Origin of the sequence: Cellulomonas terrae (assembly GCF_007990265.1) — a bacterium.
GTDB classification, from domain to species: domain Bacteria; phylum Actinomycetota; class Actinomycetes; order Actinomycetales; family Cellulomonadaceae; genus Cellulomonas; species Cellulomonas terrae.
This window is the reverse complement of the sequence record NZ_BJWH01000009.1, coordinates 40,771-62,202: the sequence shown is the minus strand read 5'-3', so window position 1 is coordinate 62,202 and position 21,432 is coordinate 40,771. Positions and strand designations below refer to the sequence as shown.

Below are 21,432 nucleotides of genomic sequence, written 5' to 3'. Positions count from 1 at the left end.
TGCGCGGTGCCGGCCCGGAGGAGTCGGTCAGGCGAGCGCCTTGGCCTTCAGCTGGTTGAACTCGTTCTGGTCGATCGTGCCGGCGTCGAGGAGCGCCTTCGCGTCGGCGATGTGCTCCGCGGGCGACTTGCCGGCCACCTCGCGGATGTAGCTGTCGGTATCGGACTTTGCCTGCTGCACCGCAGCCACCTGCCGCTCGGCCATGCCCTTGCCCCGCGCGATGATGTAGATCAGGGCAGTCAGGAAGGGCGCGACGATCAGGAAGACGATCCAGACGGCCTTCCACCAGCCGCTCAGCTCACGGTCGCGGAAGAGGTCACCGATGATCTGGAAGAGGATGACGAGGTAAGCGAAGAACAGGAACCACCAGATCAGCAGCCAGAACCACTGCGCAAAGCTGTCCATGTGACCTTCTCTCAACGGCGGCTGACCTCTACTGGCAGCCCGCTGAGGCCGACATTAACGGCGAGCCGGGCGAATTGCGAGAGTCCCGGCGGCCTGACCTGCGACATCGCAGAACCCCCCGGACCGGCGGGTCCGAGGGGTTATGCGACGATGCTGGGAAATATCGGGATGAGACCGCTCTCAGGCGGCCGCGTGCTCCCGCTGCGCCGGCACGAGCTCGATCACGCTGCGACGAGCAGCGAGCCCGGCCCACGCCTTGACGCGGGGAGCGGGGAAAGCCGGGGTGGAGGTCTCGGACGGGTCTGCTGAGTACCCACGCTGGTCCATGACAGGTCCTGTCTGTTCGGTAGCCCGGCTGACCATGTAGGTCCCGTGGCTTTGCGTCCCCTCTTCGCAGAGGGTTTGCCGTTTTCGCTGACAAGTCAGACATTAGAGCAACATGAGAGGACGTGGAAGCGTGTCAACAGACCAAAATCGGACATCCGTCCATTTCACCCGGTCGGATGTATCACCGATAGTTTCGAAAGTCTCCGCGCGAGCGGTCACCCGAACGTGAACGAGAACGCCTGGACGCCCTCGGAGACCGTGAGCTCCACCGTTCCCTGACCCACGGATCCGCCCGTGACCAGCGGATACGCACGCGGGACACCGGCGACGTCGACCTCCACGCGGTCCACCACCTCCCCGTCCTCGTCGCGCACGGTCGCCCGGACGCTCCCGGTTCCGCCGAGGACGACCTGCACCACCTCCGCGTGATACCGCAGACGCAGCGCGGCGTCCGGTCCCGCCGTCGCGCCCTGGTAGTCGGTCGTCCACGTGCCGCCGAGCGCCACGGTGTCCGCCGCCTGGTCCGCGGGGAGCGTGTAGGTCGCCGCACCCTCCCGGTAGTCGCCCGCCACGTTCGACCTCTTGCTGACCGACAGGAACGTCTCCTGGGTGACGTCACCCTCCGGCGTGATGTCGTCCACCTGCGTGCGGGCCGGCAGGTCCACGCCCGGATCGGCCTGTTGCAGCAGCTCACGGATCAGGGACTCCGTCCGGGCGTACCCGCCCTCGCCCTGGGACACCTGACGCACCTGGCCGTCGGCGTCGATCAGGTAGTGCGCGGGCCAGTACCGGTTCCGGTACGCGGTCCACGTCGCGTAGGAGTTGTCCTGCGCCACCGGGTAGGTGATGCCCAGCCGACGTGCGCCGTCCACGACGTTGCGCGTCTCGCGCTCGAACGCGTACTCGGGCGTGTGCACGCCGATGACCACCAGACCGTCGTCGCCGTACGCCTCCTGCCACGCCGTGACGTGCGGGACCGAGCGCTGGCAGTTGATGCAGGAGTACGCCCAGAAGTCGAGCAGCACGACCTTGCCGCGCAGGTCGGCCAGGTCGACCGGGGCGCCGTCCGGGGTGTTCAGCCAGGTGTCGATGCCCCGGATCGCCGGTGCCGGACCGCAGTCCTCGAGCACCTCCGAGCTGTTGCTGCACTGCGCGAGCTGCCGGTTCTCGTCCGTGACCAGCCCGCCGAGGTCGAGCTGCTCGCGCACGGTCTCGTTGGCCGCGACCCTCGCCTGCAACGACTCCGTGTAGCCGGGCAGCGCGCGCTGGATCGCGTCGGTGAGGTTGAACGCCAGCGCGAGCGCGAGGGCGATCATGAGCGCCCCGCCGGCCGCCCGGATCCCGCGCTGGTGCGTGCGGAAGGCCGCGATGCGCTCAGCCACCCGGCGGCCCGCGAGCGCCAGGATCAGCAGCGGGACCGCCGCACCGAGCGCGAACGACACCGTGAGCACCACCGTGCCCGGACCCACCGAACCCGTCGCGCCGGCCACCGTGATCGCGGCCAGCACCGGCCCCGCGCACGGCACGTACACCGCGCCGAGCCCGAGGCCCAGCACGAAGCCGCCCCTCGCCGCACCCGGTGCACGCGTCGGGGTGAGCCTCTGGAACGGGCGCTCCAGGACCTCCTCGAACCTCGGCACCAGCAGCCCCAGACCCAGCAGAGCCAGGACCGTGATCCCGGCCCAGCGCAGCAGGTCCTGCGGCAGGCCGAGCAGGTTGAGCAGCAGCGTGCCGACGAGGGTGACCAGCGTGAAGCTCGTGACCAGGCCCGCGATCACCAGGTACGGGCGGCGGGCGGCGACGCGGTCACGCCGCCGGTCGTCGGGCGTCGGGGCAGTGCGGTCGAGGGTCGCGACGCCGGCGCGGTCCGGCGCACCGGTGCGGGTCGTGCCGGTGGCGCCCGACAGGAACGACGGTTGTGCCATCGCGCCCACCGAGTCGGCAGCGCCCTTGCCGCTCCCGCCCGTCCTGACCGCGGGTCTCCCACGCGCACCCTCGACGCCGCCCGCGAAGAACACCACGGGCAGCACAGGAAGGATGCACGGCGAGATGCCGGTGATGAGGCCACCGACGAGCCCGATGAGCGCGAGCGTGAGCAGGTCCATGGCGGGGGTTCGCCACGGCGCCGCCGAGAGATGGGTGGAACGGTCGGCGGGAAAGTCGTCGGCAATCCGACCCATCCGCTCCCCGGACGGTCCCGAACCCCACCCGAGAGACGACCGGGCGGGTACCCCACCCGGACCTGAACCAAGGGAGAGCCACCATGCGCACCACGAACCGCACCCGCATCGCCGCCGTCCTGCTCGCCGGCGTCACGGGCCTCGCCCTGACCGCCTGCAGCTCGGGCTCGGCCGACGACACCGCAGGATCCGACGCGTCCGCGTCGATGGAGGCACCCATGGAGACGGAGACGCCCATGGACGACACCATGACCGCCGACCCCGCGGCCGACCTCGTCGGACCCGGCTGTGCCGACTACGCCGCCGCCGTCCCCGACGGTCCCGGCTCCGTGACGGGCATGTCGGCCGACCCGGTCGCCGTCGCCGCGTCGAACAACCCGCTGCTCACCACGCTCGTCGCGGCCGTGTCCGGCCAGCTCAACCCCGACGTCAACCTGGTCGACACGCTCAACGGCGACGAGTTCACGGTGTTCGCGCCGGTCGACGACGCGTTCGCGAAGATCGACGCCGCGACCATCGAGACCCTCAAGACCGACTCCGCGATGCTCTCGTCGATCCTCACCTACCACGTGGTGCCCGGGCAGCTGTCGCCGGACATGATCGACGGCACGCAGACCACCGTCCAGGGCGGCACCGTCGAGGTCACCGGCTCCGGCGACTCCCTGATGGTCAACGGCGCCAACGTCATCTGCGGCGGCGTCCACACGGCCAACGCGACCGTCTACCTCATCGACTCGGTGCTCATGCCGACGATGTGACCGACCCGGCGGACCGGTCGCTGCGGCGGCCGGTCCGTCTCCGCTCGCCCCGCACGGCGAGCCGCGGAGCCCCCTCGCAGGGTACGGCGAGGGGGCTCCGTCGTGTCCGGCCGCATCCCCCGCTCAGTCCTCGCCAGCGAGAGCACGAGCTTCCGACGAGGTCGTGAGCTGCGGCTGCCGACCTCACCGTCGCGGGCGCCTGCGCCGGGGGGTGGGCGGCGGTGCTTGTGCGCTGGTCAGGTGGCCGCGAGGACGACGAGCGGGTCCGTCGTCGGCTGGGTCGAGCCGGCTGCCGGCTCGATGGTGATCGCCAGGGCGTCACCGGCCGAGAAGTCGTCGGTGAGGTGGCGCACCGTGCCGGCGTCGTCGGCGAGCACACCGGCGGACGCGGCACCGTCGGCGTCGACGACCCACAGCTGGTAGGCCTTGTCGTCGCCAGGGTCCGGCAGGCCGGTCGCGCTGAACAGCGCGCGGTCGTCGGTGAGGACCGCGGTCGCGGTGCCGCCTCCCGTGACGTCGCCGTGCACGACGACGGCCGACGGGTCGGTCAGCAGGTCTGCGAGCGCCTGCTGCTGCTGCTCGGCCTGGCTGGCCCGCTGCGCCTGCTGGACCGCGAGCGCGGAGGGCACCGCGGCGCCGACGACGAGCGCGGCGGCGACGGCCAGCCAGCGGGTACGCGACGGGCGCCGACGGGAGCCGAGGTCGGTGACGCCGGGCGGGAGGGCCGTCGACGCGTCGGGGCCCACGACCGGTGCCGCACGCTGCGGGCCGGTGAGGGGGCCGAGCTGGGGGACGTCCGTGATCGCGGTGAGCACCGAGGCGCGCAGGGTGGTCGGCGGTTCGGCGGCGACGGCGTCGCCCAGGGCGGCCGCGACCGCGAGCAGCTCCGCCAGCTCGGCGGCGGCGGACGGGTCGGTGGCGACGAGGCGCTCGACGGCGGTGCGCTCGTCGGCGTCGACGGCGTCGAGCGCGTAGGCACCGAGCAGGGAGCGTGCGTCGTCGTCGGAGATCGACGAGGAGGGACCGGTCGTCATGACGTCACCCCCAGGCAGTCGCGCAGGCGGATCAGCCCGTCCCGGATCCGCGTCTTGACGGTGGGCAGCGGTGCGGCGAGCTCGTCGGCCACCTCACGGTAGGTCCGGCCGCCGTAGTAGGCGAGGACGACCGCCTGCTTCTGCGTGGGGGTCAGGATGCCGAGGCAGTCGCGGACGCGGACCTGCTCGAGGGCGGACTCGACCTCGTCGGCGACGACGTCGAACTCGCGCTCGGCGCTCCCGTCGAGGACCCGCTGGTCACGGTCGCGCTGGGCCTGCACGGCCCGGACGCGGTCGACGGCCCGCCGGTGGGCGAGGGTGAGGGTCCAGGTGCGCGCGGAGCCGCGACCGGCGTCGAACCGGGCGGCGGTGCGCCAGACCTCGACCCACACCTCCTGCGCGACCTCGGCGGCGTGGTCGGGGTCCCGCAGGACGCCGAGGCAGGTGCCGAACACCCCGCGGCCGAGCGTGTCGTACAGGACGGCGAACGCCGAGTCGTCACCCCGCGCGACGTCCGAGAGCAGGGACTCGGCGGAGCGGGGCGCGTCGGCCTCGTCCGGTCCTCGCTCCACGCGGGCCAGTGTGCCCCACGGCTCGACGGTCCGCGCTCCGGCGGGGCGGGCCGGGGGCGCGATGAGCTGGGCGGTGGGCATCGGATCCTGTCGTCCGTCGCGGATGGGGCACCCGTGGTTCGTCGCCGACGGGCGCCCGGACTGCTCGCCGGCGGGACCTGTCAGCGGTGGGCGGCGAGCGCCGCGTCGCGGTGGGCGTCGAGACGTCGTTCCGCGGCGGTGCGCTCGGTGCGCTGCCACGGCTCGAGGACGCGACGGGCGGGCCTCCGCGGCGCGCGCACGGGCAGGACGATCCGGGGGACGGGGATGCGCACGGTGCGCACCTCGTACGTCAGCGCGACCATGTCACGCCTCCTTGTCGGGCGAGGGTGCGTCGGGCGGCTCGGTGACCGCGTCGGGGGCGTCGGACGCCTCCGGACCTGGTGCGGGAGGGAAGGCGAGGTCGGGGTGGCTGGTGGCGAACCAGCGCATCAGGCGAGCGCCGGCCGGCCGTTCCGCGTCGTCCCGGACGCGTCGGACGTAGGGGGCGAGCAGGTCGTTCATCGCCTGCTGCAGCGCGTCGACCTCGGCGGGCGTGGCCCAGTAGGCGTCCTTGGTCATCGAGACGGGCAGCGGGATGCCGGCGAGCTCGTCGGCCCGGTCGGCGCGCTCGCGCAGGAAGCCGAGGAAGCCCTCGACCTCCTGGCGGGCGGTCGCCTCGGCGAGACCGACGACCGCACGGATCGAGCCCGGCACCGACGGGTCGGGCTCGAAGTGGGTCCGCTCCGCGCTGCGCCAGGGACGCTCGCGGCCGCGCTGCTCCGCCGGCTCGATGAAGCCGTAGCGGGCGAGCAGGCGCAGGTGGAAGGAGCAGTTCGCCACCGACTCGCCGGTGTGCTTGGCGCACTGCGTCGCGGTGGCCTCGCCGACGTCGTCCAGGAACTGCAGGAGCGCGAGCCGCAGCGGGTGCGCGAGCGCGCGCATGCGCTCCGGGTCGCTCGGGCTGTGACGGGTGGTGCTGCCGCCTGCCTCGGGGGTGCTCATGCTCCCACCGTACGGCTCGCAACACTCCTTGCGCAAGAGTCATTGCGCAAGGAGTGTTGCGCTTCTGTCCAGTGCGTTGGTCGCAAACGCGCGAGGGCCCCCGACTCTTCGTCGGGGGCCCTCGTCAGTACCGTCGTCAGATCACTTGAACGCGTCCTTGACGTTCTCGCCGGCCTGCTTGATGTTCGCGCTGGCCTGGTCGGTCTTGCCTTCTCGTTCGAGACGCTCGTCGTCAGTCGCCTTGCCGGCCGCTTCCTTGACCTTGCCCTTGGCTTCTTCCGCAGCGTTGCTGATCTTGTCGTCGAGACCCATCAGAATCACTCCTCTCGGGTTGGCAACGACTTGACGTTACGACGGGGAACCGGCCCCCGCATCCGCAACGACGGCGTCCCGCAGCGCGCCGAGCACCTGGCCCCAGGTGGCGGTGGCATGCTCCGCCTCCTCCGCCGAGCCGTTCCCGTCCTGCTCGAGCGTGACCTCGGTGGAGCCGTCCTGCTCCTCGAAGGTGAACGTCAGGTGGTGGTGGTTCTCGGGGACGTCCGGCTGCCCGCTGAGGGGTGACCAGTGGGTGTAGCGCAGGCGTCTCGGGCGGTCGACCTCGAGGATCTCGCCGTGGTCCTCGAACGGCTTGCCGTCCCACTCCCCGCTGAACGTGATGGGCACGCCGACGACGTAGGTGCTGCGCACCCGGGCGCCCATCATCCAGGTCGCGTCGGGATCGACGAGGGTGTCCCAGACCGTCTCGGCGGGAGCGGGGATCCGGATCGTCGCCCGGGCGACGTGGTTCTCAGACATGGCTTCCTCCTCGCACGCGGTACAGGTCGGTCAGCGTGAAGATCTCCGAGCCGTGGTGGATGAGCTCGCGGTTGATGTGCACGACGAGGTGCGCGAACGGCGCCTGCTGGTCGATCTCGGTGGCCCGGCTGAACCCGACGGTGAAGATGTCGTCGTCGGACATCGACGCGATGCCCTCCCGCCAGCGGTCGACCACCCGGGTGAGCCCGTCGACGGCCGGCCCGACCTCGCCCGAGTACGTGAGCGACTCGCGTCGGGCCGCGTGGTCGCCGAAGGTCCAGTCGTAGCGCTCCGTGAGCACCTCGGTCAGGTGCGCGACGAGCCACGCGATCGTCCGGGGGCCGGGGCTGTCGTCACCGGACGCGGGCCACTCGACCACCCACTCACCCACCCCGAACGTCCGCGGCGCGGTGGACTCCCCGCGGCGGCGGACGCTGAGGGCGCCGGGCGCAGGCTCCCAGGTGAACTCGTCCTGTGTGACGGTCTCGAGCCGCTGCCCGAGCTCCCACCAGGAGAACTCCAGCTGCCCGCGCACGACGGCGCGCGGAGTCGGGACACTGAGGATCGACCAGTCGAACTCGTCCATGCGTCCCGACCGTAACGACGCCCACCGACAGCCGCCCGCTCAGCGCGGGACCCACCGCGCACCGAGCTCCGCACCCGTGGGCCCGGGCCCGGGCAGCGCCCCGGTGCGCGCACCGGGGCGGGCGGCGTCGAGGAGCAGGGCGAGGTAGCGCGCCCGCAGGACGCGCGTGCGGCCGGGGTCGTCGACCCGGACCGCGGTGACCTGCTCGAAGATCATGGCGACGTCCTCGGTCACGAGGTCGTCGCGCACCGCTCCGGCCGACCTCGCCCGCAGGAAGATCGCGTCGCCCAGGTCGCTCGCCTGCTGGGCGAGGTCGTTCAGCTCGGGGGTCGGGGTGAACGTACCGGCGAGGTGGACGGTGAGCGAGTGGGTGTCCTCCTCGATGACGCCGCCGACGAACGTCGCGAACGCCGCCCACGGGTCGGGCTGCGCGGCGGCGCGCTCCGCGACGGCGATGAACCGGCGCAGCCCGTCGGCGCACAGGGTGGCCAGCAGGTCCTCCTTGCCGGCGAACCGGCGGTACAGCGCGCTGATCCCGACCCCTGCTTCCTGCGCGACCGCCGAGATCGGCGCATCGGGTGAGCGCATGAACACGGCCCGCGCGGCCGCCAGGATCGCCTCGTCGTTGCGCGCCGCCTGGGCCTTGCGCCCGCTCAGGGGAGTGCTCATGGCGAGGACGCTAGCACTTGAACGGAATGACTCGTTCCGCTACGCTCCTGATTAGCGGAACGATATGTTCCGTTCCACTCGAAGGAGGACACCATGAGCACCATCCAGCCCTTCCGTGTCGACGTCCCGCAGGCCGACCTCGACGACCTCCAGGACCGGCTCGCCCGCACCCGGTGGACCGACGAGCTCCCCGGCTCGGGCGACGAGTACGGCGTCACGCTGGACCAGGTGAGGGCCTGGGTCGAGCACTGGCGCGCGACGTTCGACTGGCGCGCGCTCGAGGCCCGCCTGAACGCGTACCCGCAGTTCACCACCGAGATCGACGGCCAGAACATCCACTTCCTGCACGTCCGCTCCGGTGCCACCGACCCCGTCGCGCTGATCCTCACGCACGGCTGGCCCGGGTCCGTCCTCGAGTACCTCGACGTCATCGAGCCCCTCACCGCCGCCGGCTACGACCTCGTCATCCCGTCCATGCCGGGGTTCGGCTTCTCCGGGCCGACGACGGACCGCGGCTGGGACGTCCCGCGGACCGCCCGCGCCTGGAAGGAGCTCATGGCCCGACTGGGGTACGACCGCTACGGCGCGGTCGGCAACGACGTCGGCTCGATGATCTCCCCCGAGCTCGGCCGGATCGACCCGCACGTCATCGGCGTGCACGTCACGCAGCTCTTCTCGTTCCCGTCGGGCGACCCTGCCGAGCTGGCCGACCTCGCCGAGGACGAGCAGGCCGCGATGGCCAAGCTGCAGTGGTTCTGGGAGTCGATGGGCGCGTTCAACGTGCTCCAGTCGCAGCAGCCGCAGACCCTCGCGCACGCCCTCGCGGACTCCCCGACCGGCCTGCTCGGCTGGAACGGTCAGCTGATGGTGGGGCTGGACGACGAGTTCGTCGTCGGGAACGTCGCCCTGTCCTGGTTCACCCGGACCAGCGGCTCGTCGATCCGGTTCTACAAGGAGATGACCGACTCGACCGAGCACCCGACCGGTCCCACCACGACGCCGACGGCCCTGGCCGGGTCGACCAACGACTTCCTGTCGGTCCGCCGGTTCGCGCACCGCGACCACGCGAACATCGTGCGCTGGAACGTCTACGACACCCCCGGGCACTACGCCGCGCACGAGGCGACGGACGTGCTGGTCGAGGACGTCGACGCGTTCTTCCGGTCGCTCGCGTGACTCAGGCGGGCGGGGTCTCCTCGCGGAGACGAGGCTCCGTCCGCCGCTCGGGGGCGAACCCCGCCTTGTCGGCGTAGAACGCGCGGACGAGGTCCATGTCGGCGGCGACGTCGCCGGTCAGGTGCAGGGTCGGGCCCAGACCGGCGGTCATCGTCGTCCGGTCGACGTAGCCGAGAGTGACCGGCAGGTCCGTCGCGCGGGCGATCCGGTAGAAGCCCGACTTCCAGCCCGACCCGCTGCGCGTGCCCTCGGGCGTGACGACGAGGTAGAACCGGTCCCCGCCCTGGATGCGCGCCACGATCTCGTCGACCAGCCCCGCAGGGTCGCGACGGTCCACGGGGATGCCGCCGAGCCCGCGCATCAGCGGACCGGCGAGCCCTCGGAAGAGCTGGTGCTTGCCGAGCCAGCGGATCTTCAGGTCGGCCTCGCCGGAGATCGCCAGCATGAGGATGAAGTCCCAGTTCGACGTGTGCGGCGCCCCGATGAGCAGCCCAGCCCCGTCGACCGGGACCCGCTCGGTCTGCAAGGTCCAGCGGCTGAGGCGCCAGTAGGCGCGGGCCAAGGTTCGTCGGAGCGTCACGGGGGGACCGTACCCGAGGTGTGCGAGGGGTGCGGAGTCACAGGTTGCAGTGCTCGTTTCTCGCAATCCCTTGACTCTCCCCGATCGCCGTTCGTAGTGTCTGGTCACGTAGCCGCAAGAAGTCGACAGGTCTAGCGCACAAAGTCGTGCGCAAGGTCGCAACTGTCAGACGGTAACCAGCTCCGCAGTTCACCGCCGTGCTCGCGCCGACGGGGCACCGACGCCCCCGGCGGGCCGGTCCCGCGTGTCCAGACCCGGGCACGCAGGTCCACGGTCCGAGCAGCCCGCCCGGCGCCGAGCCCGCCCCGGCGGGAGAACGAGGACGACTCATGAGAAGGAACGTCAGGCTCGCCGTCGCGGGCGTCACCACCGCTGCGCTCGTCGTACCGCTCGGCCTCGCCCTCGTGGCGCAGAGCGCGACGGCCGCCGAGCCCAACCTCGCCGCCGGCAAGCCCGCCACCGCCAGCAGCACGGTCGACGTCTACGGGGCGGGCAACGTCACGGACGGCAACCAGGCCACGTACTGGGAGTCGACCAACAACCAGTTCCCGCAGTGGGTGCAGGTGGACCTCGGCAGCGCCGCCACGGTCACCGACCTGACCCTCAAGCTGCCGACGGGCGCCTGGGGTGCACGCACGCAGACGATCACCGTGCAGGGCTCCACCAACGGTTCCATGTTCAGCACCCTGAAGAACCAGGCCGGCTACACGTTCGACCCGGGCCAGGCCAACACCGTGCACGTCGACGTGACCGACACGTCCGTGCGGTACGTGCGGCTGAGCATCACGGGCAACACGGGCTGGCCCGCCGGGCAGCTCTCCGAGCTCGAGGTGCACGGCACCGCGACCCCGACGCCGACGCCGACGACCACGCCGCCGACCGGCCAGAACCTCGCCCTCGGCCGGCCCATCGTCGCGTCGTCGACCGAGTGGACCTACGCGGCGGGCAACGCGGTCGACGGGAACCTCGGCACCTACTGGGAGGGCGCCGGGGGCCAGTACCCGAGCACCCTCACCGTGACGCTCGCGTCGGCCAGCCAGCTGTCCGCGGTGACCGTCAAGCTCAACCCGGACGGCGCATGGGGCAACCGCACGCAGACGTTCGAGGTGCAGGGCCGCACGGGCACCGGGGCGTTCACGACGCTCGCGTCCTCGGCGGGCCGGCCGTTCAGCCCCTCGAGCGGCAACTCCGTCACCGTGCCCGTGAGCGGCACCGCGACCGACGTCCGCCTCGTCTTCACCGGCAACACCGGCGCGGGCAACGGCCAGGTCGCCGAGCTCCAGGTGCTCGGCGCCGCGGCCCCCAACCCCGACCTCACGGTCACCGGGGTGACGGGGCCTGCGAACGCCACGGAGTCGACGCCCGTCACGCTGACCGCGACGGTGAAGAACATCGGCACCACGGCGTCGGCCGCCACCACCGTCGCCTTCCAGGTCGACGGCCAGACCGCCGTCAACGCGAACGTCGGCGCCCTCGCCGCCGGTGCCACGGCGACGGTCACCGGTTCCATCGGTGGGCGCGCCGCGGGCTCCTACACGATCGGCGCCACGGCCGACCCGGCCAACACCGTGGTCGAGCAGAACGAGACCAACAACGCCTACAGCAACCCGACGAAGCTCGTCGTGTCGCCCGTGGCCAGCTCCGACCTGGTCCCCGTGGTCAGCTGGTCGCCGAGCAACCCGGCTGCGGGGGCGGTCGTCACGTTCACCGGCGCGGTCGCCAACAACGGCACCATCGCGACGTCGACCGCCGCGCACGGCCTGACGGTCACGATCAAGGACTCGACGACGGGCGCCGTGGTCAGGACGCTCACGGGATCGATCAGCGGTGCGATCGCCGCCGGGGCGACGAGCGGATCCGTGAACCTCGGCACCTGGACGGCCGGCAACGGCACGTACGACGTCTCCAGCGCGGTCGCCGCCGACTCCACTGAGGTGCCCGGCAAGCAGGCGAACAACGTGGTCACCGGCGGGATCTTCGTCGGCCGCGGCGCCCGCCTGCCGTTCGACATGTACGAGGCCGAGGACGGCCGCACCGGTGGCGGCGCCGTGCTCGTCGGCCCCAACCGCACGGTCGGCGACCTCGCCGGCGAAGCCTCCGGCCGACGCGCGGCGACGCTGGCCGCCACGGGCTCCTACGTCGAGTGGACGACGAAGAACCCCACGAACACGCTGGTCACACGCTTCTCCATCCCGGACAACGCGGCCGGCACCGGGGCGACCGGGAGCATCGACATCGTCGTCAACGGCACCTTTCTCAAGCGCCTCGACCTGACGTCCCGGTTCGCGTGGCTGTACGGCAACGAGACCAACCCGAACAACCAGCCCGGCTCCGGAGGACCGCGGCACATCTACGACGAGGCCAGCACGCTGCTCGGCACCACGGTGCCCGCCGGAGCGAGCATCCGTCTCCAGCGGACGGCCGCCAACCCGCAGCCGGTGACGATCGACTTCATCAACACCGAGCTCGCCACGGCGAACCCGAACCCCAACCCGGCCCAGTACGTGCAGCCCACCGGCTTCACGCACCAGGACGTCCAGAACGCGCTCGACCGGGCGCGCATGGACACCACGGGCGCCATCAAGGGCGTCTACCTGCCGGCCGGCGACTACAGCACGTCGAGCAAGTTCCAGGTGTACGGCAAGGCGGTCGACATCGTCGGCGCCGGCCCGTGGTTCACGCGGTTCTTCGCGCCGAGCGGCCAGGAGAACACCGACGTCGGCTTCCGTGCGGAGGCGTCGTCGAACGGCTCGAAGTTCCGCGGGTTCGCGTACTTCGGCAACTACACCAGCCGCATCGACGGGCCCGGCAAGGTCCTGGACTTCACCAACGTGTCGAACATGACGGTCGACGACCTCTGGGTCGAGCACATGATCTGCATGTTCTGGGCGTCCAACATGGACAACAGCACGATCACGAACTCGCGCATCCGGAACACGTTCGCCGACGGCATCAACATGACCAACGGCAGCGCCAACAACCGCGTGGCCAACATCGAGGCGCGCGGCACGGGTGACGACTCGTTCGCCCTGTTCGCGGCCACCGACGCGGGCGGCACCGGTCAGACGGGGAACGTCTACGAGAACCTGACCTCGCTCGTCACCTGGCGCGCGGCAGGGCTCGCGGTCTACGGCGGGTACGGGAACGTGTTCCGGAACATCTACATCGCGGACACGCTCGTGTACTCCGGCATCACGATCAGCTCGCTCGACTTCGGGTACCCGATGGACGAGTTCGGCTCCGCGGCGCCGACGAGCTTCCAGAACATCTCGATCGTGCGCGCCGGCGGCCACTTCTGGGGCAACCAGACGTTCCCCGCCATCTGGGTGTTCTCCGCGTCGAAGAAGTTCCAGGGCATCCGGGTCAGCGACGTCGACATCGTCGACCCCACGTACTCCGGGATCATGTTCCAGACGAACTACGTCGGGAACCAGCCGCAGAACCCCATCACCGACACGACGTTCACCAACGTGTCGATCACGGGCGCCCGCAAGAGCGGCGACGCCTGGGACGCGAAGTCCGGGTTCGGCATCTGGGTCAACGAGCTGCCGGAGCAGGGTCAGGGGCCCGCGGTCGGCTCGGTGACCTTCACCAACCTGCGCATGAGCGGCAACGCGCAGGACATCAGGAACACGACGTCCACGTTCACGATCAACCGGAACTAGGACCTCGTCACGACGCCCGGGCCGGACCCCTCCACCGGCCCGGGCGTACGACGGCGGACGGTCGGAGTGCGGTCCCGGCCGTCCGTCGTCGTACCACGTCTGCGGGAGGTTCCGTCGGTCGCCGGGGACGTTCGTCCCTACGGTGCGATGCAGGCAGCGTCGAGAATTATGTCACAACCACTTCTCACGCGAAGGACACGCATATGCCTGCACGCTTCAACCCTGCCCCCGGCTGGCCGGCAGCTCCCGACGGGTGGACGCCCGAGCCCGGATGGAAGCCGGACCCCAGCTGGCCGCCGGCCCCTCCCGGGTGGCAGCTCTGGGTCGACGACGCGAGCCTCGCGCCCGACCAGCCGGTCGACCCGTCGCACGCCCCGGCGTCCACGTCCGCGGGCCCTTCCGACGAGTCGCAGAGGCCCTGGTACAAGAAGAAGCGCTTCATCATCCCGGGCAGCCTCGTCGTGCTGACCATCCTCTTCGCATCTCTCGGCGGCGGCAACGAGCCGTCCTCCGATGCGGCCGACCTTGCCACCCCCGACCGCGTAGAGCAGACCGCGCCCGAGAAGCCCTCGGCCGATGAGCTCGCAGCGGAGGCCGAGGCAGAACGGGTCGCCGCGGAAGAGAAGGCTGCGGAGGACGCCGCAAAGGCTGCGGAAGAGGCAGCCCAGGCCGAGGCAGACCGCGTCACCGCCGAGCAGGAAGCCGCGGCCGCTGCCGCCGCCGAAGCCGCCAAGGGGACCGTCTCCCAGCAGAACGCCTACCGGTCGGCCCAGTCCTACCTGAGCTTCAAGGGCTTCTCTCGCGCCGGCCTCATCGGCCAGCTCACGAGCGAGTACGGCGACGGCTACCCCGCCGGCGACGCCGAGTTCGCGGTCGCCCGCCTGGAGGCTGAGTCCGCCGTGGACTGGAACGCCGAGGCGGCCGAGGCGGCGAAGTCCTACCTGGAGTTCACGTCCTTCTCACGGCAAGGGCTGATCGACCAGCTGACAAGCCAATACGGCGACGAGTTCACCCCCGAGCAGGCCGAGTACGGCGTGAGCCAGACCGGCCTGTAGCGCGGCGTGAGCGGCCTTCCCCTTGGCGCCTCAGGGGAAGGCCGCCTAGCGCCTCGCGACGACGGAGGTGCTGCTGCTGTCAGCGGTCCCGGCAGAGCAGCAGCAGCGTGACGTCGTCCACCGACGCCGGGTCCCGGCACTCGCGCAGGACCTCGTCGATGTCGACCGGCCGCCCGTCCGTCCCGTCGAACTGCGCGCTCAGGCGCCGCAGCCCGTCGCGCAACGACGTCTCGCGGGAGTCCACCAGCCCGTCGCTGTACAGGACGAGCCCGCCGCCCGGAGGCAGGGTGAGCGTGGTCGTCGGCGGCTCACCCGACCCGACGCCGAGCGGCCTGTCGACGGCGTGGTCGAGCAGCGTCGCGGAACCACCGGGCCGCAGGAGCAGGGGCCGCGGATGGCCCGCGGCGGAGAGCTCGACCTCGCCCGTCGAGAGGTCCACCAGGGCGACGACGACGGTCGCCATCTCGAACGGCATCGTCCACCGCACGACGTGGTCGAGCGCCGCGAGCGTCTGCGCCGGGGAGTCACCGCGCAGGAGGTACGCCCGCAGCGCGTTGCGGATCTGCCCCATCGCCGCCGCGGCCGACAGCCCGTGCCCCGCGACGTCCCCGACCACGACCGCGAGCCGCCCGTCCGGGAGCCCGAGGGCGTCGTACCAGTCCCCGCCCACCCTGCCGCCGGCCGCGGGCTCGTAGCGCGCGTGCACCGACCAGCCCTCGGGGTCGGGGACCGACGAGGGCAGCAGGCTGCGCTGCACGGTCTCCGCGGCCCGGACCTGCAGCCGCGACCGCTCCAGGAGCACCTCGAGCAGCCGCGCTCGCAGCTCCTCCGCGGAACGCACCTCCCGCTCGGTCCACGGTTCGCTGCGTCCCCGGACGGTCTCCCGCCACAGCGCGAACGACTTGCGCGGGCTGAGGCGCACGTCGTCGCCCTCGCGGACGGCGATCGCCTTGTTGTGCGGGTCGCCGCCCCAGTCGACGTTGTGCACCGCCTCGTGCCGGAGCCACACGACCGCCTGCCCGTCGGGGAGGCGCAGGGCGAGCAGGCCGGCGAGCTCCGGGACGAGCGCCGCGAGCGCGGGCTCCTGCTCGGCCAGGGCGTCGCGGACGACGACCTCGGCGTCCTGCTCCGCCACCCACGCGAGCAGCGCCGTACGGTCGGCGGGGACGCGCCCGACGTGGTCGACGACCCCGTCCGCGCTGACGACCGCACCCTGTGCCGGGACGAGGTCGAGCACCGACGTCCGGCCGACCAGGGTCGAGGCCAGGGCGCGGTCCTCGTCGCGGCCTGCCGTCAGCAGCGTCGCCAGGGTCCCGGCCGCACGGACGCGGGCCTCGAGCTCGTCCTCCTCGACACGTGCCACCAGTCGCAGCGACAGGCTGGAGCCGAGGAACTCCGCCGCGGCCCGCACCCCGAACGGCGGGTCGTGCGGACCCGCGTAGTGGTGGCACGCGATCAGGCCCCAGAGCCGGCCGTCGCGCAGCAGCGAGATCGACATCGACGCGGCGACGCCCATGTTGCCCAGGTACTCCACGTGGATGGGCGAGACGCTGCGCAGGATCGAGTGCGTGAGGTCGAGCGGCAGGCCCGTCTCCTCGTCGAGCCCCGGCACGATCCGCGCGGGCGTGTAGCCGACGTCGGAGATGAGCCGCACCCAGTTCTTCTCGTAGAGGGCGCGGGCCTGCGGCGGGATGTCGGACGCCGGGTAGTGCAGGCCGAGGAACGGATTGAGGTCGGGGCGCTTCGCCTCGGCGACGACCTCGCCGTTGTACTCGTCGTCGAAGCGGTAGATCATCACGCGGTCGAAGCCCGTGAGCGCCCGGACCTCGCGCGCGGTGATCTCGTAGAGCTGCGCCAGGTCGTGGGCGTGGTTCAGCTTCTCGACCGCGCCGCGCACCGCCTGGTACGTGTTCGGGAACGAGAACGGGCGCGGTCCCGACGCGGGCTCGAGCTCGATGACCAGGAGCGTCGAGTCACCGTTCAGGACGCGGTGCAGGACGGCGTCGAGCTCGACGTCCCCGACCGTCACCACCAGCGGGTTGCGGGCGCGCAGGTTGCCCCAGGTGCGGACGTGGTGCCCGATCGCGCCGGCGGCGTCGGCCCCGAGCACGCGCTCCAGAGGGTGGCCCAGGGCGTCGTCGACCGCGTGCCCGAGGATCTCCGGGAGGTTCTGCGACACGTGCCGGACCACCAGGTCCGGCTCCGTGACGGCCAGGAAGACCCCGCGCGGCTGGATGCTGCCCGGCACGTGGATGGGCTCACGGGCGCAGTTGTCGAGGTCGACCGGCTCACCGGGCGCGAGGAACGTCGTCCCGTCCTCGTCCGCCATGGTCACCTCCGACTCGCCCTGGTCCGACGCAGGATCGTAGCCGCCACCCTGCCATGGTCGGTTCAGCGAGGGACGACCACCCGCGACGGAGCCTCGGCGACCCGCGACCGCCGGACGAGCTCGCCGGGCACCTGGAGCGCGCGCGCACGCGAGGGCATGAACCGCAGGAAGAACCCGACCCGCATCAGCCACGCGACCCACCCGGTGAGCGGGACGCCGTACAGGTCCGCCACGCCGCGACCGACGCCGAACGACGCCGCCTGGCCGAGCCCGAGGTACCGGAACGGCTTGCCGGTCCGCCCCCGGAGCGCCCGCACGACGTTGCGGCCCACCTGGTCGCCGGCCTTGATCGCCCACAGGGCGTTGGCCGTGACGGGCACGCCGGTGCGCGGGTGCGCCACGGACGCGGCGTCGCCGGCGGACCAGACGTCGGGTGCGACGAGCAGGTCACGCGTGGTCACCAGCCGGCCCTGTGCGTCGCGCGGGAGAGGGTCGAGGCCGGACAGGGCCACCGCGCGCTGGCCGGTGGTCGCCAGGACCACGTGCGTCGCGATCACCGAGCCGTCGGACAGCGTCACGGACCCGTCGTCGACCGCATCCACCCGGACCCCGGTGCGGACGTCGACACCGAGCCGGGCGAGCTCCCTCGTGCACCGCGCGGCCAGCCGCGGCTGCTCGGCGTGCAGCGCGGGCACCACCCGGTCCGCCGACTGCACCAGCACCACCTGCGCCGCGCGGGCCGCGAGCGCGGCGGCCAGCTCGACCCCCGCCAGCCCGCCGCCGACGACCACCACGGGACCGTCGAGGACCCGCACCCGCTGGAGCAGGTCCGCCAGGTCGCCCGGTCCGCGCAGGGTGAGCCCGTTCCCGGCGAGACCGTCGACCGCGTCGAGCGGTTCGCGTCCTCCGGTGCCGACGACGAGCGCGTCGTAGCCGATCTCGCCACCGGTGAACTGGACCGTCCTCGCCGCCAGGTCGACGTGCGTGACCCGCGCGTGCAGCACCCGGGCCTTCGGCATCGCCTCCGTCAGCGGCGTCTGCGTGAGCCCGATCGGCAGCAGCCCCGCGACGACCTCGCCGGTGAACCCGTGGAAGTTGTGCACGGTGTCGGCGCTGACGACGACGATCTCGACCTCTCCCCGGCGCAGCTCGCCGCGCAGCCGCCGGACGATGGCGCCGTACGCGTGCAGCGTCACGTACCCGCCGCCGAGCAGGACGACCCGCTTCATCGCACACCCACGAGCGGCCGGCCGAAGCTCGCCGGAGCAGCGGCCCGGAACCCGTGGTGAGCGAACCGGTCGGCCAGGCCGCGGATGTGCGACACGTGGTCGAGGGTCGGGACGCCCGTCGAGAAGTGCCCGACGTGCCCCGCCAGCCCGAGCAGGAACGTCTCTGCGAAGCACGCGTACGCCTGCCCACGCGGCAGCCCGATGTCGCCCCCGCGCAGGTGCATGCCGGGCACCTGCACGACGCCACCGTCGACCAGCGTGACGTCCGGGCGGGCCGCGGCGAGGTCCGGCGAGGTGTTGCGGGGCTGCGTCGCGTCCAGGACGCGGGCGCCCGGCGCCAGGTGCTCGGCACCGAGCAGGGCGTCGGCCGACGCCGTGAGCAGGACCACGGCGTCGCAGCCGCGCACGTCGTGCATGTCCGTCGACGTGGACGTCGGCACCCGACGGCCGACCTCCGCGGCGAGCGCGTCGAGCTTCGGCAGGCCCCGTGCGACGAGGAGCAGCGAGTCGACCGCGCCGGACTGCGCGAGCAGGCGGACCAGCGTGGTGCCGACGGACCCGGTCGCCCCGACGACGGCCACCCGCCGGTCCGTCAGGTCCACCAGCAGGTCCATGAGCTGGTCCTCGACGATGGCCGCCGTGTACGCGTTGCCGTTGGTGACGCCGATGTCGGTGCGGCTCCGCAGCGTCGCGCCGCCCGCGGTGACGGTCGCGGTGAGGGCACCGAGCCCGACGACCCCCGCGCCCAGCCGGGCGGCGTGGTCGATCGCCCGACCGACGCGGGCCCGCCCCTCGTGCGGCTCCGACAGCAGGTGCTTGGCACCGAACGGCACGAGCAGCACGTGACCGACGCGCTCCGAGTCCAGGTGCACCCGTGCCATGTCGTAGGACGGCAGCGGGAGCCGGCGGACCGCGGAGTCGAGGAGACCCTCCGGCACCCGCCCCAGCGGACGCCACGCGCGGGCCAGGTCCTGGGCGATGCGGGCGCGCGGATGGACGAGGAAGGCGAACGGGGCGGCGGTGCTCATCAGGGCGCTCCTGGGATCGAGGTGTGCCCGGAATGGGTGCCGCGTCCCGTTCCTGATACCGCCGGTGCCGGGTGAGGTGCTCCTCAGACCTCGTCGCGCCAGGTGTGCTGCGGGTCGTAGCCGAGCAGGCGGCGGGCCTTGTCGATGGACAGCAGCGTCTCGCGACCCTCGATCGGGCGGCGCACGGGGACGTCGGGGAAGTACTCGGCGACGAGCTCGGCGGACGGCCGCTCCAGGACCGTGTCGGGCGACGCGACGATGAACGCCTCGAACCCGGTCAGGTCGCTCTCGAGCGCGAGCCGGACCGCGAGCGCGCCGTCGCGGGCGTCGATGTACCCCCACAGGTTCCAGATCCGGCTGCGGGGGTCGTCGGCGAACGACGGGAACGCGGCGTAGTCGGCGACGTCCATGACGTTGGAGAAGCGCAGCCCGATGAGCTTGAGCGACGGGTCCCAGCGTGTGAAGTGCCGGGCCATCTCCTCCTCGACGGCCTTGCCGAGCGAGTAGGTGCTCTCGGGGCGGACGGCGTACTCCTCGTCGACGGGGACGTACGGCGGGGGCGTCTCGAACGGCAGGCCGAGGACGGTCTCGCTGGACGCCCAGACCACGTTCGTGATGCCCGCGCGGCGGGCGGCGCTGAACACGTGGTGGGTGGCGACGACGTTGTTGGCGAACGTCGCACCGCTCGGGCGCAGGCCGGGCGCGGGGATGGCGGCGAGGTGGACCACCGCGTCGACGCCGTCGTACCGGTCGTCGATGCCGGTGAAGGCCTCGGTCACCTCGCCCAGGTCGGTGAGGTCGACGCGGCTGAACACCGCCTTCTGACCGGCGGGCGGCAGGGCGGTGTCGACGTTGACCACCTCGTACCCGTGCGTCGCGAGGTCCTCCACGACCGCACGCCCGAGCTTGCCTGACCCACCGGTGACGACGACGCGACTCATCCCACGACGCTAACCCGCGGCGCGCCGGGGCGCGGGGTCAGTCGGCGTCGAGCCACACGTGCGGCGGCGGGACCAGCGCCTCCAGGGCGGGCCACAGGGCGTCCGGCAGCGGTTCGGACGCCAGGTCGAGCGTGCGCGCGACACGGCCGGGGCGGCTCATCCCGACGATCGTCGACGCGATCCGCGGGTCCCGCAGCGAGAACTGCAGCGCGGCGGTGCCGAGCTCGGTGTGGAAGTCGGAGCACACCCGCCGCATCGCCTCGACCGCCTGCAGGGTCTCGGGCGGTGCCGGGCGGTAGCCGTAGCTCGTCGGGCCCCCGGCCTGGAACGCCAGGATCCCGCCGCCGTAGACCGCCGCGTTGAGGATCCCCATGCCCTGCCGGACGGCCTCGTCCAGCAACGGACCGGCGCTGCGGTCCACCAGCGTCCAGCGGTTGTGCACGAGCAGCACGTCGAAGACCCCGAGGTCCAGGTACTTCGCGATCTCCTGCACGCGGCCCCCGGCCAGACCGATCGCGCCGATCTCGCCCTCGTCGCGGAGCTGCACGAGCGCCTCGACCGGGCCGCCCGGGGCGGACATCTCCGCGAAGTCGAACGACTCCGGGTCGTGCAGGTGGACCAGGGGGAGCTTGTCGATGCCCAGGCGCTCGCGGCTCTCGTTCACGGAGGCGCGCACGCGGTCCGCCGAGTAGTCGCGGCCGGCGGGGTCGACCTTGGTGGCGATGACCACACCCTCGGGCACCCCGCCTGCCTCGACCAACGCGGCCCCGATCCGGCGCTCGCTCTCCCCCTCGCTGTACGCGTTCGAGGTGTCGACGAACCGGATCGGGCTGTCGAGCGCGGCGAGGACCGTCGCGACGCCCTCGTCGGCGGAGACGTCACGGCCGAAGAGGGCGGGCATGCTGCCGAGCGGTCCACCACCGAGACAGACGGCGGAGACCTGCAGACCTGTGCGACCGAGATCGCGGATCCATCCCGGCTGACCGGGTGCGTAGACGGGCTGCTTCATGTCGCCATCCCATCACGGTCCTGCCCGAGATGTCGGGCTCGCGCTAGCGTCGCGGGTGACAGCGGTTCGAG

General features: G+C 72.2%; 21 protein-coding genes and 1 riboswitch. Of the genes, 4 read left to right on the top strand and 17 right to left on the bottom strand.

Annotation, left to right across the window (positions count from 1 at the left end; translation table 11 throughout):
* Nucleotides 1-27: 27 nt before the first annotated feature.
* The 3 genes from CTE05_RS10220 to CTE05_RS10215 form a co-directional block, all read right to left on the bottom strand.
* Entirely contained in the window at nt 28-405 is a 378-nt protein-coding gene (locus CTE05_RS10220; protein ID WP_146846027.1) for an SHOCT domain-containing protein, read from the bottom strand.
* 180 nt (nt 406-585) lie between these two features.
* Complete coding sequence (locus CTE05_RS20255; protein WP_156374094.1) at nt 586-732, bottom strand: hypothetical protein; 147 nt, start codon at nt 730-732, stop codon at nt 586-588.
* A gap of 15 nt (nt 733-747) precedes the next feature.
* A riboswitch (cyclic di-GMP riboswitch) is annotated at nt 748-822 on the bottom strand.
* Nucleotides 823-947: 125 nt separating this feature from the next.
* Nucleotides 948-2,837 (bottom strand): cytochrome c biogenesis protein DipZ, encoded by a 1,890-nt coding sequence (locus tag CTE05_RS10215; RefSeq protein WP_246123498.1) that lies wholly within the window; start codon nt 2,835-2,837, stop codon nt 948-950.
* Nucleotides 2,838-2,995: 158 nt separating this feature from the next.
* Between CTE05_RS10215 and CTE05_RS10210 the strand changes: the two genes are divergently transcribed.
* Entirely contained in the window at nt 2,996-3,670 is a 675-nt protein-coding gene (locus tag CTE05_RS10210; protein WP_146846026.1) for a fasciclin domain-containing protein, read from the top strand.
* A gap of 236 nt (nt 3,671-3,906) precedes the next feature.
* Here the strand turns inward: CTE05_RS10210 and CTE05_RS10205 are convergent, their stop codons facing one another.
* The 8 genes from CTE05_RS10205 to CTE05_RS10170 form a co-directional block, all read right to left on the bottom strand.
* Entirely contained in the window at nt 3,907-4,704 is a 798-nt protein-coding gene (locus CTE05_RS10205; protein WP_146846025.1) for an anti-sigma factor, read from the bottom strand.
* Entirely contained in the window at nt 4,701-5,357 is a 657-nt protein-coding gene (gene sigK, locus CTE05_RS10200) for an ECF RNA polymerase sigma factor SigK (protein ID WP_146846024.1), read from the bottom strand. Before sigK ends, CTE05_RS10205 begins: the two co-directional genes overlap by 4 nt.
* Nucleotides 5,358-5,437: 80 nt before the next feature.
* Nucleotides 5,438-5,620: a hypothetical protein gene (locus CTE05_RS10195; RefSeq protein WP_146846023.1), complete on the bottom strand. Its 183-nt coding sequence runs from the start codon at nt 5,618-5,620 to the stop codon at nt 5,438-5,440.
* 1 nt (nt 5,621) lies between these two features.
* Complete coding sequence (locus tag CTE05_RS10190) at nt 5,622-6,299, bottom strand: ArsR/SmtB family transcription factor (RefSeq protein ID WP_146846022.1); 678 nt, start codon at nt 6,297-6,299, stop codon at nt 5,622-5,624.
* A gap of 141 nt (nt 6,300-6,440) precedes the next feature.
* On the bottom strand, nt 6,441-6,611 hold the full coding sequence (locus CTE05_RS10185; protein ID WP_146846021.1) for a CsbD family protein: 171 nt from the start codon (nt 6,609-6,611) through the stop codon (nt 6,441-6,443).
* Between the two features lie 36 nt (nt 6,612-6,647).
* Complete coding sequence (locus tag CTE05_RS10180; protein ID WP_146846020.1) at nt 6,648-7,094, bottom strand: SRPBCC family protein; 447 nt, start codon at nt 7,092-7,094, stop codon at nt 6,648-6,650.
* Nucleotides 7,087-7,680 (bottom strand): DinB family protein, encoded by a 594-nt coding sequence (locus tag CTE05_RS10175; protein ID WP_146846019.1) that lies wholly within the window; start codon nt 7,678-7,680, stop codon nt 7,087-7,089. The genes CTE05_RS10180 and CTE05_RS10175 overlap by 8 nt, the downstream gene beginning before the upstream one ends.
* A gap of 39 nt (nt 7,681-7,719) precedes the next feature.
* The gene (locus CTE05_RS10170) at nt 7,720-8,349 is read right to left on the bottom strand and encodes a TetR/AcrR family transcriptional regulator (protein WP_146846018.1); all 630 of its coding nucleotides are present in this window, start codon (nt 8,347-8,349) and stop codon (nt 7,720-7,722) included.
* Between the two features lie 93 nt (nt 8,350-8,442).
* Between CTE05_RS10170 and CTE05_RS10165 the strand changes: the two genes are divergently transcribed.
* Nucleotides 8,443-9,525, top strand: a complete 1,083-nt coding sequence (locus tag CTE05_RS10165) for an epoxide hydrolase family protein (RefSeq protein WP_146846017.1) — start codon at nt 8,443-8,445, stop codon at nt 9,523-9,525.
* Nucleotide 9,526: 1 nt separating this feature from the next.
* On the opposite strand, the gene CTE05_RS10160 is transcribed toward CTE05_RS10165, so the two are convergent.
* The gene (locus CTE05_RS10160) at nt 9,527-10,105 is read right to left on the bottom strand and encodes a 1-acyl-sn-glycerol-3-phosphate acyltransferase (protein WP_146846016.1); all 579 of its coding nucleotides are present in this window, start codon (nt 10,103-10,105) and stop codon (nt 9,527-9,529) included.
* Nucleotides 10,106-10,434: 329 nt separating this feature from the next.
* Between CTE05_RS10160 and CTE05_RS10155 the strand changes: the two genes are divergently transcribed.
* On the top strand, nt 10,435-13,770 hold the full coding sequence (locus CTE05_RS10155; protein WP_146846015.1) for a discoidin domain-containing protein: 3,336 nt from the start codon (nt 10,435-10,437) through the stop codon (nt 13,768-13,770).
* Between the two features lie 203 nt (nt 13,771-13,973).
* Nucleotides 13,974-14,825, top strand: a complete 852-nt coding sequence (locus CTE05_RS10150; RefSeq protein ID WP_146846014.1) for an Ltp family lipoprotein — start codon at nt 13,974-13,976, stop codon at nt 14,823-14,825.
* 79 nt (nt 14,826-14,904) lie between these two features.
* Here CTE05_RS10150 and CTE05_RS10145 read toward each other — a convergent pair whose 3' ends face one another.
* From CTE05_RS10145 to CTE05_RS10125, 5 genes are all read right to left on the bottom strand, one after another.
* Nucleotides 14,905-17,154: a SpoIIE family protein phosphatase gene (locus CTE05_RS10145; RefSeq protein ID WP_146846013.1), complete on the bottom strand. Its 2,250-nt coding sequence runs from the start codon at nt 17,152-17,154 to the stop codon at nt 14,905-14,907.
* Between the two features lie 62 nt (nt 17,155-17,216).
* Entirely contained in the window at nt 17,217-18,383 is a 1,167-nt protein-coding gene (locus CTE05_RS10140) for an NAD(P)/FAD-dependent oxidoreductase (RefSeq protein ID WP_146846012.1), read from the bottom strand.
* A complete protein-coding gene (locus CTE05_RS10135) occupies nt 18,380-19,411 on the bottom strand; it encodes a semialdehyde dehydrogenase (protein ID WP_146846011.1) in 1,032 nt (343 codons plus the stop codon). The genes CTE05_RS10140 and CTE05_RS10135 overlap by 4 nt, the downstream gene beginning before the upstream one ends.
* Before the next feature lie 83 nt (nt 19,412-19,494).
* Nucleotides 19,495-20,352, bottom strand: a complete 858-nt coding sequence (locus tag CTE05_RS10130; protein ID WP_146846010.1) for an NAD-dependent epimerase/dehydratase family protein — start codon at nt 20,350-20,352, stop codon at nt 19,495-19,497.
* Nucleotides 20,353-20,389: 37 nt separating this feature from the next.
* Nucleotides 20,390-21,361 carry an aldo/keto reductase gene (locus CTE05_RS10125; RefSeq protein WP_146846009.1) on the bottom strand — a complete coding sequence of 324 codons (972 nt, stop codon included), beginning with the start codon at nt 21,359-21,361 and terminating at the stop codon, nt 20,390-20,392.
* Nucleotides 21,362-21,432: the final 71 nt, after the last annotated feature.